Raw genomic sequence first — 15,797 nt, forward strand, 5'->3', positions numbered from 1 at the left:
GAGTTATCCACCCGTACGTCCCGGAAGGAGCTCCCCCCTCCCATGAACAAACCGCTGCGGCGCGCCTCGGTCTTCTCCCTGCTGCTCGTGCTGCTCCTGCTCGCCTGGGTCACCTATGTCCAGGCGGTGGAGGGCAGTGGCTTCCGGGACAACTCCCACAACGAACGCACGGCCATCAGTCAGTACGCGAACCCGCTGGGCAACATCATGGCTGGGGGCAAGCCCATCACCGGCTCCACCGCCACCACCGGCGATCTGAAGTTCAAGCGGACCTATCAGGACGGGAAGGTCTACGCGCCGGTCACCGGCTATGCCTCCCAGTCGTACGGCAGCAATCAGCTGGAGGCCCTCGACCGGACCGTGCTCGACGGGTCCGACAGCCGGCTGAAGAACCCCCTCGAGGCGCTCACCCGGGAGCCGTCCAAGCCGGGCGACGTGATGACCACGATCGACCCGGCCGTGCAGAAGGCCGCGTACAAGGGGCTGGGGAACAACACCGGCGCGGCCGTGGCGCTCGACCCGGAGACCGGCAAGGTGCTCGCCCTGGCCAGTACGCCCTCGTACGACCCGAGTGCCTTCTCCGGGTCCGGCACCTCGGACCAGAAGGCATGGCTGAAGCTGTCCAAGGACAAGGATCAGCCGATGCTGAACCGGGCGCTGCGCCAGACGTATCCGCCGGGCTCGGCGTTCAAGCTGGTGGTCGCGGCGGCCGCCCTGGAGGACGGGCTGTACTCGTCGGTGGACGAGCCGACCAAGAGCCCGGACCCGTACCGGCTGCCGGGCACGGTCACCGACATGAAGAACGAGAACGCGTCGGCGCCCTGTAAGAACGCGACGATACGTACGGCCCTCCAGTACTCGTGCAATACGGTCTTCGCGAAGATGGCCGTGAACCTGGGCGAGTCCAAGCTGGGCGCCGAGGCCAAGAAGCTGGGCTTCGACCGCTCGGAGCTGGACATCCCGGTGCGCGCCGCGAAGAGCGTGTACCCGAGCGGGATGGACGACTCGCAGACGGCGCTGAGCGGTATGGGCCAGTTCGACGTGACCGCGACCCCGCTCCAGATGGCGATGGTCTCCTCGGCGATCGCGAACGACGGCAAGCTGATGAAGCCGTACGAGGTGGACCGTACGACGGACGGGAGCGCCGGTGCGCTGGACCGCACCGACCCGGAGACCTTCACTCAGGCGATGTCGGAGTCCACGGCGAAGGAGCTGCGGTCGGCGATGCAGACGGTCGTGCAGAAGGGCACGGGCACCAACGCGAAGATCCCCGGGGTCGAGGTCGGCGGCAAGACCGGAACCGCGCAGCACGGCGAGAACAACAGCGGTAATCCTTTCGCGTGGTTCGTGAGTTACGCGGATGACGGCAGCGGCCACAAGGTCGCGGTCGCGGTGGTGGTCGAGGACAGCGACGCACCGCGCGCGGACATCTCCGGTGGCGGCCTGGCCGGGCCGATCGCCAAGTCGATGATGTCCGCCGCCGTGGACGGCGGGGCGGCCTCCTGAGGGCCGTCCTGAGGGGTCGCTTCGCGATGGCGTGGGCGCTTCCTCGGCCTGTCAGGGGTGGCTCGTAGACTGGTCCGTGTGAGCGAGCGCCCCCAGAACGAACCGGACGAACAGAACGACCCGGATGAATTCGACGAGATCGTCGGAGCCGAGACCGACCGCGACCCCGATCTGGCGGTGATCGAGGCCGGCAGCCGCACGCTGCGCGCGCAGTCCGGCCCGCCGGAGGGCGACGGCATCCCGGCTCGTCCCTCCGACCCCGAGGTGGACCGCGCGCTGCGCGAGGTGGAGGCGGAGCTGGCCACGCGGTGGGAGGAGACCAAGCTCGACCCCTCGCTGGTGCGCATCGAAGGGCTGCTGGATATCCTCGGCTCGCCGCACCGGGCCTATCCCTCGATCCACATCACCGGGACGAACGGCAAGACCAGCACCGCCCGCATGATCGAGGCGCTGCTGGGCTCCTTCGAGCTGCGCACCGGCCGCTACACCAGCCCCCACGTGCAGTCCGTCACCGAGCGGATCAGCCTGGACGGGGCGCCGATCTCCGCCGAGCGCTTCATCGAGACCTACCAGGACATCGCGCCGTACATCGAGATGGTCGACGCCCGGCAGGAGTACCGGCTGTCGTTCTTCGAGGTGCTCACCGGCATGGCGTACGCGGCCTTCGCGGACGCGCCGGTGGACATCGCGGTCGTCGAGGTCGGCATGGGCGGCTCGTGGGACGCCACCAATGTGATCGACTCGGACGTCGCGGTGATCATGCCGATCTCCCTGGACCACACCGACCGGCTCGGTACCACTCCGGAGGAGATCGCGGCCGAGAAGTCCGGGATAGTGAAGCAGGACGCCACGGTGGTGCTCGCGCAGCAGCCCGTGGAGGCCGCGTCCGTGGTGCTCAAGCGCGCCGTCGAGGTGGATGCCACGGTGGCCCGCGAGGGCATGGAGTTCGGGGTGGTCTCCCGTGAGGTGGCGGTCGGCGGCCAGCTGCTGACGCTGCGCGGCCTCGGCGGCGAGTACCCCGAGATCTTCCTCCCGCTGCACGGCGCCCACCAGGCGCACAACGCGGCGGTGGCGCTGGCCGCCGTCGAGGCGTTCTTCGGCGTCGGCTCCCAGCACGCCCGGCCGCTCGACCTGGACACCATCCGCTCCGCCTTCGCCTCGGTCAGCTCTCCGGGCCGGATGGAGGTGGTGCGCCGCAGCCCGACCGTGGTGCTGGACGCCGCGCACAACCCCGGTGGCGCCCGGGCGGCGGCCGAGGCGGTCACCGAGGCGTTCGATTTCAGTCGGCTCATCGGCGTGGTCGGGGCCAGTGACGGCAAGGACGTTCGTGGGCTTTTGGAGGCATTTGAGCCGATTTTCGCCGAGATCGTGGTGACCCGTAATTCCAGCCATCGCGCGATGGACGCCGATGAGTTGGCCGGGCTCGCGGTCGAGGTATTCGGCGCCGATCGCGTACAGGTCGAGCCCCGACTGGACGACGCCCTGGAAGCCGCGATCACCCTCGCGGAGGAGGAGGGCGAATACGCTGGTGCGGGGGTGCTGGTCACCGGGTCGGTCATCACGGTCGGCGAGGCCCGGCTGCTTCTGGGAAAGGGCTGAAATGCGGACGCTGTGCGCCTCCACTCTGATCGGTGAGTTCTTCGTGATCGGCTTCGCCGGGCTGGTCGCGATGAAGGTGTCCGGCCTGTCGATGGGGACCGTGTGGACGGTCTGCGGTATCGCCATGGCACTGTGTGTACTGCTGTGCGGGATGCTGAGCCGTCCCGGCGCGGTGCAGATCGGCTGGGCCCTCCAGATCGGGCTGGTGCTGAGCGGCTTCGTCGTGACCACCATGTTCTTCCTCGGCGTGGTCTTCGCCGCGCTGTGGTGGGCCTCGGTCCACTTCGGCCGCAAGGTCGACCAGGCGAAGGAGCGGTTCGCCGCGGCCTCCGCCGCCTCGCCTGACGCTGCGTGACGTGGCCGACGATCACCCATGTAGCCTCAGCCGCACAGCTTCACCCGCATGCCACTTCTTTCTATGCCACTGCCAAAGGAGCCCGCACCGTGAGCCAGCGCACGCTCGTCCTTCTCAAGCCCGACGCCGTACGACGCGGACTGGTGGGCGAGATTCTCGGCCGGATCGAGCAGAAGGCGGACTGGACGATCTCCGCCCTCGAGCTGCGCCGGCTGGGCCGTGAGCTGCTGGAGCAGCACTACGCCGAGCATGTCGGCAAGCCGTTCTACGAGCCCCTGGTCGAGTTCATGTCCTCCGGGCCGGCCGTGGCGCTGGTCGTCGAGGGCGAGCGCGTGATCGAGGGTGTCCGGGCGCTGGCCGGGCCGACCGACCCGATCGCCGCGGCGCCCGGTTCCATCCGTGGCGATTTCGGCACCATCGTTCGGGAAAATCTGATCCATGCCTCGGACTCCGAAGAGTCGGCAGAGCGGGAAATCAAGATTTTCTTTCCCGGTCTCGCCTGATCCCACCTGATCTCGGCTTGATCTCGCTCTGATCGATCATCAGCTGGTCACACCCCTGCTGACCTGGGGGCGGTCGAATTTCTCGGCCGCCTCTTGGCATATGCGGGCCGATCGGGGGAACGCATCTCCGCGACACGACGTCACCATTAGAGGGGGCGGGCTCGTGTTCTGCTGACAATGGCGGAGGACCCCCGCAGCGTGTTCGCGCGGGCGTGACTACGATGAAGCTTCCGCGCTCGCAGCGCACCACATCCTGCCGACCTCAAGCAAGCAATCGCTCCAGCAGGGAAGGCCTGACGTATCCTCATGGGGAACAACATGTCGTTCATCGGCCGTGACATGGCTGTCGACCTCGGGACCGCCAACACGCTGGTGTACGTCAGGGGCCGCGGGATCGTCCTCAACGAGCCATCCGTCGTCGCCATCAACACCAACACCGGCGGAATTCTCGCCGTGGGCGCCGAGGCAAAGAAGATGATCGGCCGCACCCCTGGCAACATCGTCGCCGTGCGTCCGCTCAAGGACGGCGTTATCGCCGACTTCGAGATCACCGAGCGGATGCTGCGGTACTTCATTCTGAAGATCCATAAGCGCCGCTATCTGGCCCGGCCCCGAGTGGTCGTGTGCGTTCCGTCCGGAATCACCGGAGTCGAACGACGCGCGGTCATCGAGGCGTCCACTCAGGCGGGCGCCCGCCAGGTGCACATCATCGAAGAGCCGATGGCCGCGGCCATCGGTTCCGGTCTCCCGGTCCACGAGGCCACCGGCAACATGGTGGTGGACATCGGCGGCGGTACGACCGAGGTTGCCGTCATCTCGCTCGGCGGCATCGTCACCGCCCAGTCCATCCGGGTGGCCGGCGACGAGCTGGACAACGCGATCATCCAGCACATCAAGAAGGAGTACAGCCTCCTCCTTGGCGAGCGCACCGCCGAGAACATCAAGATCACGATCGGCTCCGCGTTCGAGAGCGAGGAAGAGGAGCACACCGAGATCCGCGGCCGTGACCTGGTCAGCGGGCTCCCCAAGACCGTCGTGATCTCCGCCGCCGAGGTCCGCAAGGCCATGGAGGAGCCGGTCAACTCCATCGTCGACGCGGTCAAGACCACGCTCGACAAGTGCCCGCCGGAGCTGTCCGGCGACGTCATGGACCGCGGCATCGTGCTCACCGGTGGCGGCGCGCTGCTCCGCGGCCTCGACGAGCGGCTGCGCCGCGAGACGGGCATGCCCATCCACATCGCCGAGGATCCGCTGGATTCGGTCGCCCTCGGCTCCGGCAAGTGCGTGGAGGAATTCGAGGCGCTCCAGCAGGTGCTGGACGCCCAGCCGCGCAGATGACAACCAGGCGGATCGGCCGTGCGGGCGGTGTGTCGCCCGTACGGCGCATCGGCGGATCCGCTGATATACAGGCATAAGGCTCCTTAAGGACCGGACGGCCACAACGAGATCGGGACCGGTCCGACTTCGACGAGGAAGGCACGTCGCCGCACGTGAGGGACACACGAGAGAGCCGGCTGCTCCTGGTGCTGCTGATCGCCATCGCGTTCGCACTGATCACGGTGGACATCCGCGGCGGCGAGGACTCGCCCCTCGACGGCGCCCGTCAGGCCGCCGCTTCCGCCTTCGGCCCGGTGGAGGGCGGCGTCGCGAGCGCCGTCGATCCGGTCGGCAACGCCGTCGCCGCCATCCGGGACTCCGACACGCGGCACAACCGGATCAGTCAACTGGAGCAGGAGAACACCAGACTCAGGCAGCGGCTCGGCAGCGACGACCGCAACCGCGCCCGTTCCGTCGAACTCGACAAGCTGCGCCGGGTCGCGGGCACCGGCCAGTACGGCATCAAGGGCGCCGAGGTCATCGGCATCGGTGCCTCCCAGGGCTTCTCCTGGACCGTCACCCTCGACGTCGGCAGCGACGACGGCATCCAGCGCGACCAGACCGTCATCAACGGCGACGGACTCGTCGGCCGGGTCACCACGGTCGGCCCCACCACCTCCACCGTGCTGCTCGCCATCGACCCCGACTTCACCGTCGGCACCCGGATGGAGAAGTCCAGCGAACTGGGCTTCGCCACCGGCCGCGGCGACCGCTCCCTGCACGTCCAGCTCCTCAACGGCAAGGCCAAGATCAAGAAGGGTGACCGGCTCGTCACCTTCGGCTCCCAGGCCGACAAGCCGTTCGTGCCCGGCGTCCCGGTCGGCAAGGTGGTCCGCGTCGACCCCACCGGCGGCGACCTCACCCGCACCCTCCAGGTGCGCCCCTACGTCCGCTTCAGCAGGCTGGACATCGTCGGCGTGGTCGTCCAGCCGCCGCGCTCCAACCCGCGCGACACCGTGCTGCCGCCCAAGCCCGCGAAACCCAAGCCGGCGCCCACGGTCACCGTCACGGCCACCCCCTCCGCCACCGCCACGAACCCGGCCGACAGGAGCTGACCGATGCTGCGTCTCAACCGTGTCCTCCTGTCCACCGTCCTCGTCGTCGTCGCCCTCGTCGTCCAGATCTGCGTCCTCGCCCGGCTGCAACTCCCCGGCGCCGTCCCCGACCTGCTGCTGCTCGTCGTCCTCGGCCTCGCGCTGATCTACGGCCACACCGGCGGCGCCCTGGTCGGCTTCGGCGCCGGGCTGCTCGCCGACCTCGCCCCGCCCGCCGACCACGCCGCCGGGCGCTATGCCCTGGTGCTGTGCGTGGTCGGCTATCTGGCGGGGCTCGCCAAGCCCGAGAGCGGCCAGCTCCGGTCGGCCGCCGGGCCGATGGCGGTGGTCGTCGCGGCGGCCATCGGCGCCACGCTGCTGTACGCGGGGGTCGGCATCCTCGTCGGCGACGACGCGGCCCGCCATGTGGGCCTGGGCCAGCTGCTGTTCACGGCCGCCCTCTACGACCTGCTGCTGGCGCCCTTCACGGTGCCGCTGATCATGGGGCTGGCCAGACGCGGGGAGAACGACCGGATGGCCGACAGCACCGGCGGCACCGGCACCGAGGGCGGCACCCGCTGGATCACCTCGGCGGGCAGCGTCCGGGCCGGCCGGATGAGCCGGTTCCGTCGCCCCGGCCGGGCCGCCCGGTTCGGCGGCCAGGGCGGCGGCCTGCTGACGAAGGCGAAGCGGACCGGCCGCATCAAGGGCGGCCGTATCAAGCTCAAGGGGGTCAAGCGCCTGTGAGCACCGCCCTCCCGCCGGCCCCCGCCGCTCTTCCGCCGGCCGTCACCGCCCTCCGGTCGCCCGCAGCCCTCCCGTCTCCCGCCTCCACCCTCCACGGAGCGCCATGAGCAATATCCCGGAGACCGGACGGACTCCCCGGGTCACCGTCCGCCTCGTCGCCATCCAGATCCTCGTCTTCTCGCTCCTGCTCACCCTCGGCGGACGTCTCTGGTACCTACAGATCCGCAACGGCGACGAATACACCGAGAAGGCCGCCAACAACCACGTCCAGCAGGTCGTCCACCCGGCCGTGCGCGGCTCGATACTGGACGCCCGCGGGGTGCCCCTCGCCGACAACGAGACCCGGCTCGTGGTCTCCGCCAGCCGCACGGCGCTGATGAAGGAGCCCGACGACGGCGAGGCCGTCCTCACCCGGCTCGCGGGCGTCCTCCGCATGAAGCCCAAGGACGTCAAGGACAAGGTCCGGCTGTGCGACGCCGAGACCCCGCAGCCCTGCTGGAACGGCTCCCCGTACCAGCCCATCCCGATCACCGACGAGGCCAGCGCCAAGCAGGCGCTCCAGATCCGCGAGCGCGAAGAGGACTTCCCCGGGATCAGCGCCGAGCCCACCGCCGTGCGCCGCTACGCCGCCCCGGCCGGTTCCAACGCCGCCCAGGTGCTCGGCTACCTCTCGCCGGTCACCGATGAGCAGATCAAGAAGGCCGAGCACACCAAGTCGCCGCTGCTCCGCTCCGACCAGGTCGGCTCCAACGGGCTGGAGAGCGAGTACGACAGCAAGCTGCGCGGCAAGGCCGGGGTGACCCGCTACGAGGTCGACAACCTCGGCCGCGTCATCGGCCAGCGCGAGAGCCAGCAGGCGCGGCCCGGTGACAACGTCGTCACCAGCCTCGACGCACGCGTCCAGTCGGTCGCGGAGAAAGAGCTGGACCAGGCGATGAAGGACGCCCGCAAGCAGTACGACCGGAACACCGGCACGAAGTACAAGGCGGACTCCGGCTCGGTCGTCGTCATGGAGGCCAAGACCGGCCGGGTGGTGGCGATGGCGTCCAACCCGGCCTACGACCCCAACGCCTGGGTCGGCGGCATCTCCGGCAAGGACTACAAGAAGCTCACCGGCAAGGACAGCAACTACCCGCTGCTGAACCGGGCGATCCAGGGCCAGGCGGCCCCCGGCTCGATCTTCAAGGTGATCCCGACGACCGCGGCGGTCAACGCCGGGTACGGCTTCGACGGCCCCTACGCCTGCTCCAGCTCGTTCAACATCGGCGGCCAGGTCTTCAAGAACTTCGAGTCCGAGAGCCACGGCGGGATCAGCCTCGGCCGCGCGCTGGAGGTCTCCTGCGACACCGTCTTCTACCGGCTCGCCTACGAGCAGTGGAAGAAGGACGGCGGCAACAAGCCCAAGAAGCACCCGGGGGACTGGTTCTACAAGACCGCCCACCAGTTCGGTCTGGCCAAGAAGACCGGCATCGACCTCCCCAACGAGGTCAGCGGCCGGGTCCCGGACCGCCAGTGGAAGAAGGACTTCTGGAAGGCCAACAAGGACGCCTGGTGCAAGAACGGGAAGAAGGACGGGAACTACACCCAGCGGCTCTCCTATGAGAACTGCCTCGAAGGCATGAAGATGCGTGCCGGTGACTCCGTCAACTACTCGATCGGCCAGGGCGACACCCTCGTCACCCCGATCCAGATGGCCACCATCTACGGGGCGATCAGCAACGGCGGCACGCTCTACGACCCGACCGTCGGCAAGGCGATCATCAGCCCGGACGGCAAGCACATCCAGGAGATCAAGCCCAAGTCCCACGGCAAGCTGCCGATGAAGGGCGACACCCACGAACGGATCGACAAGGCGCTCGCGGGCGTCGCCACCCGGGGCACCGCCGCCTGGCGGTTCCAGGGCTGGCCGCAGGACAAGATCCCGATGCACGCCAAGACCGGTACCGCGGAGGTCTACGGCAAGCAGACCACCTCGTGGTTCGCGACGTACACCAAGGACTACTCGGTCGTCATGACGATCTCGCAGGGCGGCACCGGCTCCGGCGCCTCGGGTCCGGCCGTGCGCAAGATCTACAACGCGCTGTACGGGGTCGACGGCAAGGGCAAGATCAACGAGAAGAAGGCGCTGCTGCCCAAGCCGCAGACCGACCTCCCCAAGATCTCCTCCGACGGTTCGATCGAGGCCCAGCCGGTGGGCAAGCCGTTCGCCCTGCTCGGCGAGACCCGGCGGCGGGGAGGTGCGCAGCAGTGAGCGCGTCCACCCACGGCTACTCCGTCCCCCGCTTCACCCCCGAGCGCGGCACCTGGCGCAAGCTCATGGCGCGCGACTCGCTCCTGCGCCGCCTGGACTGGGTGCTGCTGCTCACCTGCCTCGCGCTGTCCGCGATCGGCACGGTGCTGGTGTACTCGGCGACCCGTAACCGCACCGAGCTGAACCAGGGCGATCCGTACTACTTCCTGGTCCGGCACGCCCTGAACACCGGCATCGGGCTGCTGCTCGCGATCGGCACCGTCTGGCTCGGCCACCGCACCCTGCGCGGTGCGGTACCGGTGCTGTACGGGCTGTCCGTCATCCTCGTCCTCGCCGTCCTCACCCCGCTGGGCTCGACCATCAACGGCGCGCACGCGTGGATCGTGATCGGTGCCGGGTTCTCCCTCCAGCCCGGCGAGTTCGCCAAGATCACGATCATCCTGGGCATGGCGATGCTGCTGGCGGCGCGCGTCGACGCGGGCGATCGGCTCAGCCCCGACCACCGCACCGTCGTCCAGGCGCTCGGCCTGGCCGCGCTGCCCATCGCCATCGTGATGCTGATGCCGGACCTCGGTTCGGTGATGGTCATGGCGGTGATCGTGCTCGCGGTGCTCCTCTCCTCCGGCGCGTCCAACCGCTGGGTCGCCGGGCTGATCACCACCGCGGTGATCGGCGCCCTGCTGATCTGGCAGCTGCACGTCCTCGACCAGTACCAGATCGACCGCTTCGCCGCCTTCGCCAACCCCGCCCTGGACCCTGCGGGCGTCGGCTACAACACCAACCAGGCGCGCATCGCGATCGGCTCGGGCGGTCTCACCGGCAAGGGGCTCTTCCACGGCACCCAGACCACCGGCCAGTTCGTGCCCGAGCAGCAGACGGACTTCGTCTTCACGGTCGCGGGGGAGGAGCTGGGCTTCCTCGGCGCGGGCCTGATCATCGTGCTGCTGGGCGTCGTCCTGTGGCGCGCCTGCCGGATCGCCCGGGGCACCACCGAGCTGTACGGGACGGTCGTCGCGGCCGGGATCATCGCCTGGTTCGCGTTCCAGTCGTTCGAGAACATCGGGATGACGCTGGGCATCATGCCGGTGGCCGGTCTGCCGCTGCCGTTCGTCTCGTACGGCGGCTCGTCGATGTTCGCCGTATGGATCGGGATCGGGCTGCTCCAGTCCATCAAGGTGCAACGACCCGTATCGGCCTGACCCGCGCCGAGGGGCCTCCCGCCGAAGGCGCCGGGCGACTACATTCAGGCCATGGTGGACATGATGCGGGAGATCGAACGCAAGTACGAGACCACCGATGACGACACCGGGACCCGCGGCCTGCCCGAGCTGGCCGGGGTCGCCGGAATCGCGCAGGTGAGGGACCGGGGCGTCGTCACCCTCGACGCCACGTACTACGACACCCCCGGGCAGCGGCTCGCCGCCGACGGCATCACCCTGCGCCGCCGCACCGGGGGCGACGACGCCGGCTGGCACCTCAAGCTGCCGGTGGGCCCGGACGTACGGGACGAGATCCGCGCCCCGCTCTCGGACACGCTTCCCGACCATCTCGCGGGCCTCGTACGCTCCCGCATCCGCGGCACCGGCCTGGTGCCCCTCGTCCACCTGCTGTCGGAGCGGAACGTCCGGCACCTCGTGGACGGTGACGGCACGGTGCTCGCCGAGCTGTCCGCCGACCGGGTCACCGCGCGCCGCCTGGCCCCGGCCCCCAGCGACCCGGTGAGCTGGACCGAGGTCGAAGTGGAGCTGGCCGAGGGCGGCGACCCCGCGCTGCTCGACACCCTGGAACCGCATCTGACGGACGCCGGGCTGCGCCGTGCCGACCTCCCCTCCAAGCTCGCCCGCGCCCTGGCCGAAACCGGCCCGCGCGAGGGCGGGCAGAAGAAGCCCGGAAAGAAACCAGGCAAGAAGAAAGCCGGAAAGAAGGCCGCGGCCACCGCCGGTGACGTCGTCCTGGACTACGTACGCCGCCAGATCACCGCGATCGTCACCCTCGACCCCGCCGTGCGCCTGGACACCTACGACTCCGTGCACCGCATGCGGGTCGCCACCCGCCGACTGCGCAGCGCCTTCCGCTCGTACCGCAAGGTCCTGGACCGCACCGTCACCGACCCCATCGGCGCCGAGCTGAAGTGGCTGGCCGCCGAGTTGGGCATCGACCGGGACCGCGAAGTGCTCACCGCGCGCATCGGCGAACGGCTCACCGAGGTGCCCGTCGAACTGCGGCTCGGCCCCGTCGCCGCCCGGCTGGAGATCTGGTCGCACGCGCGCCGCACCGGTTCGCGTGACCGGCTGATCGGCGTCCTCGACGGCGAGCGCCATCTCGCGCTGCTCGACACCCTCGACGCGCTCCTGGCCGACCCGCCGCTGCGCCAGGCCGCCGCCCGTCCGGCCGCCGAGGTGATCCGCAAGGCCGTGCTGCGCGACTACGAACGGCTCGCGGACCGCCTGGAGCCGGTCCTGGACACCCCCTCGGGGCCCGAGCGCGATGTCGTCCTCCACGAGGCCCGCAAGGACGCCAAGCGCGCCCGCTACGCCGCCGAGGTCGCCCGCCCGGCGCTGGGCGCGCCCGCGAAGGCGTTCGCGGGGCTCATGACCGAGGTGCAGGAGCTGCTCGGCGACCACCAGGACAGCGTGGTCGCGCGGGAAGCGCTGCGCGAGCTGGCCGTCCAGGCGCACGCGGCGGGGGAGTCCACCTTCACCGTCGGCCTGCTCTACGGCCGCGAGGAGGCCCTCGCGGCCGCCCGCGAGCGCGAACTGCCCGGTCTGTGGGCCGAGGTCTCCCGCCGGGAGCACCGATCGGCGCTGGAGAGCTGACCGTACCGCCGACCGTGGCGATCCGGTCCGGACGGGACCGGTACGCTTGAGGGTCACCCCTGTCCGCGCACGAAGGTTACTGATGTCTGTCGAGTCGGTCTTCCCACAGCTTGAGGCCCTGCTCCCCCATGTGCAGAAGCCGATCCAGTACGTCGGCGGTGAGCTGAACTCCACGGTCAAAAGCTGGGACGAGTGCGACGTCCGCTGGGCGCTCATGTACCCGGACGCCTATGAGGTCGGGCTGCCCAACCAGGGCGTCATGATCCTCTACGAGGTGCTCAACGAGCGCGAGGGGGTGCTCGCCGAGCGTACGTACAGCGTCTGGCCGGACCTCGAAGAGCTGATGCGCGAGCACAAGGTGCCGCAGTTCACCGTGGACGCGCACCGCCCGGTGTCCGCCTTCGACGTCTTCGGCGTCTCCTTCTCGACCGAGCTGGGCTACACCAACCTGCTCACCGCGCTCGACCTCGCCGGTATCCCGCTGGACGCCGCCGACCGCACCGTGGACCACCCGGTCGTGGTCGCGGGCGGTCACGCCGCGTTCAACCCGGAGCCCATCGCGGACTTCATCGACTGCGCGGTGATCGGCGACGGCGAGCAGGCCGTCCTGGAGATGACCGAGATCATCCGCGCCTGGAAGGCCGAGGGCCGCCCCGGCGGCCGCGACGAGCTGCTCTTCCGCCTCGCCCGCACCGGCAGCATCTACGTGCCGAAGTTCTACGACGTGGAGTACCTGGCCGACGGCCGTATCTCCCGCGTCGTGCCGAACCGCTCGGGCGTGCCGTGGCGCGTCTCCAAGCACACCGTCATGGACCTCGACGAGTGGCCCTACCCGAAGCAGCCGCTCGTGCCGCTCGCCGAGACCGTGCACGAGCGGATGTCGGTGGAGATCTTCCGCGGCTGCACCCGCGGCTGCCGCTTCTGCCAGGCGGGCATGATCACCCGCCCGGTGCGCGAGCGCTCCATCACCGGTATCGGGGAGATGGTCGACAAGGGCCTGAAGAACACCGGTTTCGAGGAGGTCGGCCTGCTGTCGCTCTCCTCCGCCGACCACACCGAGATCGGCGACATCGCCAAGGGCCTCGCCGACCGGTACACGGAAGACAAGATCGGTCTGTCCCTGCCGTCGACCCGGGTGGATGCCTTCAACATCGACCTGGCCAACGAGCTGACCCGCAACGGCCGCCGCTCGGGCCTCACCTTCGCCCCCGAGGGCGGCTCCGAGCGCATCCGTAAGGTCATCAACAAGATGGTCTCGGAAGAGGACCTCATCCGTACGGTGTCCACCGCGTACGGCAACGGCTGGCGGCAGGTGAAGCTCTACTTCATGTGCGGCCTGCCGACCGAGACCGACGAGGACGTGCTCCAGATCGCCGACATGGCGACCAAGGTGATCGCCAAGGGCCGTGAGGTGTCCGGCAAGAACGACATCCGCTGCACCGTCTCGATCGGCGGATTCGTCCCCAAGCCGCACACCCCGTTCCAGTGGGCGCCGCAGCTCAGCGCCGAGGACACCGACGCCCGGCTGGAGAAGCTGCGCGAGCGGATCCGCGGCGACAAGAAGTACGGCCGCTCGATCGGCTTCCGCTACCACGACGGCAAGCCCGGCATCGTCGAGGGCCTGCTGTCCCGCGGCGACCGCCGGGTGGGCGCGGTCATCCGCGCCGTCTACGAGGACGGCGGCCGCTTCGACGGCTGGCGCGAGCACTTCTCCTACGACCGCTGGATGGAGTGCGCCGAGCGCACCCTGCCCGAGGTCGGGCTGGACGTCGACTGGTACACCACCCGCGAGCGCACCTACGAGGAGGTCCTGCCCTGGGACCACCTCGACTCCGGTCTCGACAAGGACTGGCTGTGGGAGGACTGGCAGGACTCGCTCGACGAGACCGAGGTCGAGGACTGCCGCTGGACCCCGTGCTTCGACTGCGGCGTCTGCCCGCAGATGGACACGTCCATCCAGATCGGCCCCACCGGCCGCAAGCTGCTGCCGCTCTCGGTCGTGAAGTAGCCCTCGGGTGAAGTAGCCCTCGGGCAACCGGCCGGTCACAAAGTACGCTGGAAGGCGCACGGGCCCCACAGGCCCGTGCGCCGACAAGCGAAGAAGCACAAGGAGACAGACCCCTGGGCAAGCGACAGCCCGAAGGCCCGCCGCCCGCACCCGCGGTGCAGCGCATCCGTTTGCGTTACACCAAGCGCGGCCGCCTCCGGTTCACCAGCCACCGCGACTTCCAGCGTGCCTTCGAGCGGGCGCTGCGCCGCGCCGAGGTGCCCATGGCGTACTCGGCGGGCTTCACGCCGCACCCGAAGGTGTCGTACGCCAATGCCGCACCCACCGGCACCGGCAGTGAGGCCGAGTACCTGGAGATCCAGCTCACCGAGGCGCGGGACCCCGAGACGCTGCGGACGCTGCTCAACGAGTCGCTGCCCGACGGGCTCGACATCACCGACGCCGTCGAGGCCCGCACATCCGGGCTCGCCGACCGGCTCCAGGCGTCCGTATGGGAGATCCGGCTCGACCGGGTCGCCCCGGCGGACGCCGAACGGGCCGTCGCGGCCTTCCTGGAGGCCGAGACCGTCGAGGTCGAGCGCCGGACGAAAAACGGCATGCGCACCTTCGACGCCCGCGCCGCGGTGGCCCACCTGGAAGCGTCCGCAGGTCGGGGCGATAGGCCTGGCGACGGTGGCTGTGCGATACTGCGGCTGGTAGTACGGCATCTGACACCTGCCGTGCGACCCGACGACGTCCTGTCCGGTCTCCGCGCTACGGCCGACCTGGCGCCGCCGGTCCCCGCAGCGGTGACCAGGCTGGCGCAGGGGCTGCTCGATGAGGAGTCCGGCACGGTGACCGACCCGCTCGCGCCCGATCGCGAGGCAGTTCAGGCCGCCCCACCCACGGCCGCCGAGCTGACCGCCGCGGTGGCGGCGCCGGAAGGTTCCGCGTAAGGACCGCCGTCGATGCGCCGCCCAGGCACTTGGGAGCCACCCGGGTCCGGCAGGCGCACTGACCAGGAGACTTTCGCCGGTCCCGGCCCTGAAAACCGGCCCGGCGAGCGATACGACAGCTCCCGTGCGGCGCCCGCGCCCCGGACGGCGGAACCCGCGCAGCGCGTGGGGCCCGGCCGGAAGCAGGCGCGGCGCCCGGGAGCGTGACGGGAGAACCGCCCGCATGCTCGAGCCCATTGAGCCGACCGAACCTATCCAGCCCCAGGCACAAGCCGCGCCGCGCGCCGCTGCCGCCGGGGATTCCACCTCACCCAGTGACACCCTGCCGCCGCGCCGCCGCCGTGCGGCCTCCCGCCCCGCCGGTCCGCCGGTGGGTGGCGTGAGTGGCGCCGAGGTGACCACGCCCGCCGTCCCGGCCATACCGGCCGAGTCGATCGCCGCCGGGGCCGCCGTGGCCGCCGCGGAGGCGTCCGCCGCCTCCGCCGCCTCCGACGGTGACACCGCTTCCGCCGCTCCGCCCGCCCGTGCGCGCCGCCGGGCCACGCGCAGGACCGCCGCACCGGCGGGTGCGCCCGAGGTCGCGGAGACCGTGGTTCCGGCGGAGGCCGCCCAGCGCCCCGCCGCCGAGCCGTCCGAGCCCGCCGAGGCCTCGGCCGCCGCGCCGGA

Annotated in this window: 12 protein-coding genes and 1 pseudogene; all 13 read left to right on the top strand. The window is 70.1% G+C overall.

All coding sequences use genetic code 11. The features are described from left to right. Positions 1-42: 42 nt before the first annotated feature. Complete coding sequence (locus tag SSOG_RS29575; protein ID WP_039938990.1) at positions 43-1,506, top strand: peptidoglycan D,D-transpeptidase FtsI family protein; 1,464 nt, start codon at positions 43-45, stop codon at positions 1,504-1,506. Positions 1,507-1,584: 78 nt separating this feature from the next. After that, on the top strand, positions 1,585-3,105 hold the full coding sequence (folC, locus tag SSOG_RS29580) for a bifunctional tetrahydrofolate synthase/dihydrofolate synthase (RefSeq protein WP_009717935.1): 1,521 nt from the start codon (positions 1,585-1,587) through the stop codon (positions 3,103-3,105). Position 3,106: 1 nt separating this feature from the next. Then, a complete protein-coding gene (locus tag SSOG_RS29585; RefSeq protein ID WP_009717936.1) occupies positions 3,107-3,460 on the top strand; it encodes a DUF4233 domain-containing protein in 354 nt (117 codons plus the stop codon). Between the two features lie 89 nt (positions 3,461-3,549). Then, positions 3,550-3,963, top strand: a complete 414-nt coding sequence (gene ndk / locus SSOG_RS29590; protein ID WP_009717937.1) for a nucleoside-diphosphate kinase — start codon at positions 3,550-3,552, stop codon at positions 3,961-3,963. A gap of 318 nt (positions 3,964-4,281) precedes the next feature. After that, the gene (locus SSOG_RS29595) at positions 4,282-5,301 is read left to right on the top strand and encodes a rod shape-determining protein (protein WP_039941926.1); all 1,020 of its coding nucleotides are present in this window, start codon (positions 4,282-4,284) and stop codon (positions 5,299-5,301) included. Between the two features lie 152 nt (positions 5,302-5,453). Beyond that, entirely contained in the window at positions 5,454-6,395 is a 942-nt protein-coding gene (gene mreC, locus SSOG_RS29600; RefSeq protein WP_009717939.1) for a rod shape-determining protein MreC, read from the top strand. 6 nt (positions 6,396-6,401) lie between these two features. Further along, a complete protein-coding gene (mreD, locus tag SSOG_RS29605) occupies positions 6,402-7,121 on the top strand; it encodes a rod shape-determining protein MreD (protein WP_039941929.1) in 720 nt (239 codons plus the stop codon). Between the two features lie 103 nt (positions 7,122-7,224). Next, positions 7,225-9,372, top strand: a complete 2,148-nt coding sequence (mrdA, locus tag SSOG_RS29610; RefSeq protein WP_009717941.1) for a penicillin-binding protein 2 — start codon at positions 7,225-7,227, stop codon at positions 9,370-9,372. A gap of 65 nt (positions 9,373-9,437) precedes the next feature. Beyond that, on the top strand, positions 9,438-10,571 hold the full coding sequence (rodA, locus tag SSOG_RS29615; protein WP_234365290.1) for a rod shape-determining protein RodA: 1,134 nt from the start codon (positions 9,438-9,440) through the stop codon (positions 10,569-10,571). 51 nt (positions 10,572-10,622) lie between these two features. Further along, positions 10,623-12,188 (top strand): CYTH and CHAD domain-containing protein, encoded by a 1,566-nt coding sequence (locus SSOG_RS29620; protein ID WP_009717943.1) that lies wholly within the window; start codon positions 10,623-10,625, stop codon positions 12,186-12,188. Between the two features lie 82 nt (positions 12,189-12,270). Continuing rightward, complete coding sequence (locus SSOG_RS29625; RefSeq protein WP_039938992.1) at positions 12,271-14,196, top strand: TIGR03960 family B12-binding radical SAM protein; 1,926 nt, start codon at positions 12,271-12,273, stop codon at positions 14,194-14,196. A 155-nt stretch (positions 14,197-14,351) separates the two neighbouring features. Beyond that, complete coding sequence (locus SSOG_RS29630) at positions 14,352-15,131, top strand: TIGR03936 family radical SAM-associated protein (RefSeq protein ID WP_009717945.1); 780 nt, start codon at positions 14,352-14,354, stop codon at positions 15,129-15,131. 370 nt (positions 15,132-15,501) lie between these two features. Continuing rightward, positions 15,502-15,797: pseudogene (locus SSOG_RS56485) on the top strand (hypothetical protein); the annotation flags it as partial.

Source organism: Streptomyces himastatinicus ATCC 53653, assembly GCF_000158915.1.
GTDB lineage: Bacteria > Actinomycetota > Actinomycetes > Streptomycetales > Streptomycetaceae > Streptomyces > Streptomyces himastatinicus.

Coding starts and splice junctions, on each gene's coding strand:
- SSOG_RS29575 (WP_039938990.1), top strand. CDS start 43: ATGAACAAACCGCTGCGGCGCGCCTCGGTCTTCTCCCTGCTGCTCGTG.
- SSOG_RS29585 (WP_009717936.1), top strand. CDS start 3,107: ATGCGGACGCTGTGCGCCTCCACTCTGATCGGTGAGTTCTTCGTGATC.
- SSOG_RS29595 (WP_039941926.1), top strand. CDS start 4,282: ATGTCGTTCATCGGCCGTGACATGGCTGTCGACCTCGGGACCGCCAAC.
- mrdA (WP_009717941.1), top strand. CDS start 7,225: ATGAGCAATATCCCGGAGACCGGACGGACTCCCCGGGTCACCGTCCGC.
- rodA (WP_234365290.1), top strand. CDS start 9,438: ATGGCGCGCGACTCGCTCCTGCGCCGCCTGGACTGGGTGCTGCTGCTC.
- SSOG_RS29620 (WP_009717943.1), top strand. CDS start 10,623: ATGGTGGACATGATGCGGGAGATCGAACGCAAGTACGAGACCACCGAT.
- SSOG_RS29625 (WP_039938992.1), top strand. CDS start 12,271: ATGTCTGTCGAGTCGGTCTTCCCACAGCTTGAGGCCCTGCTCCCCCAT.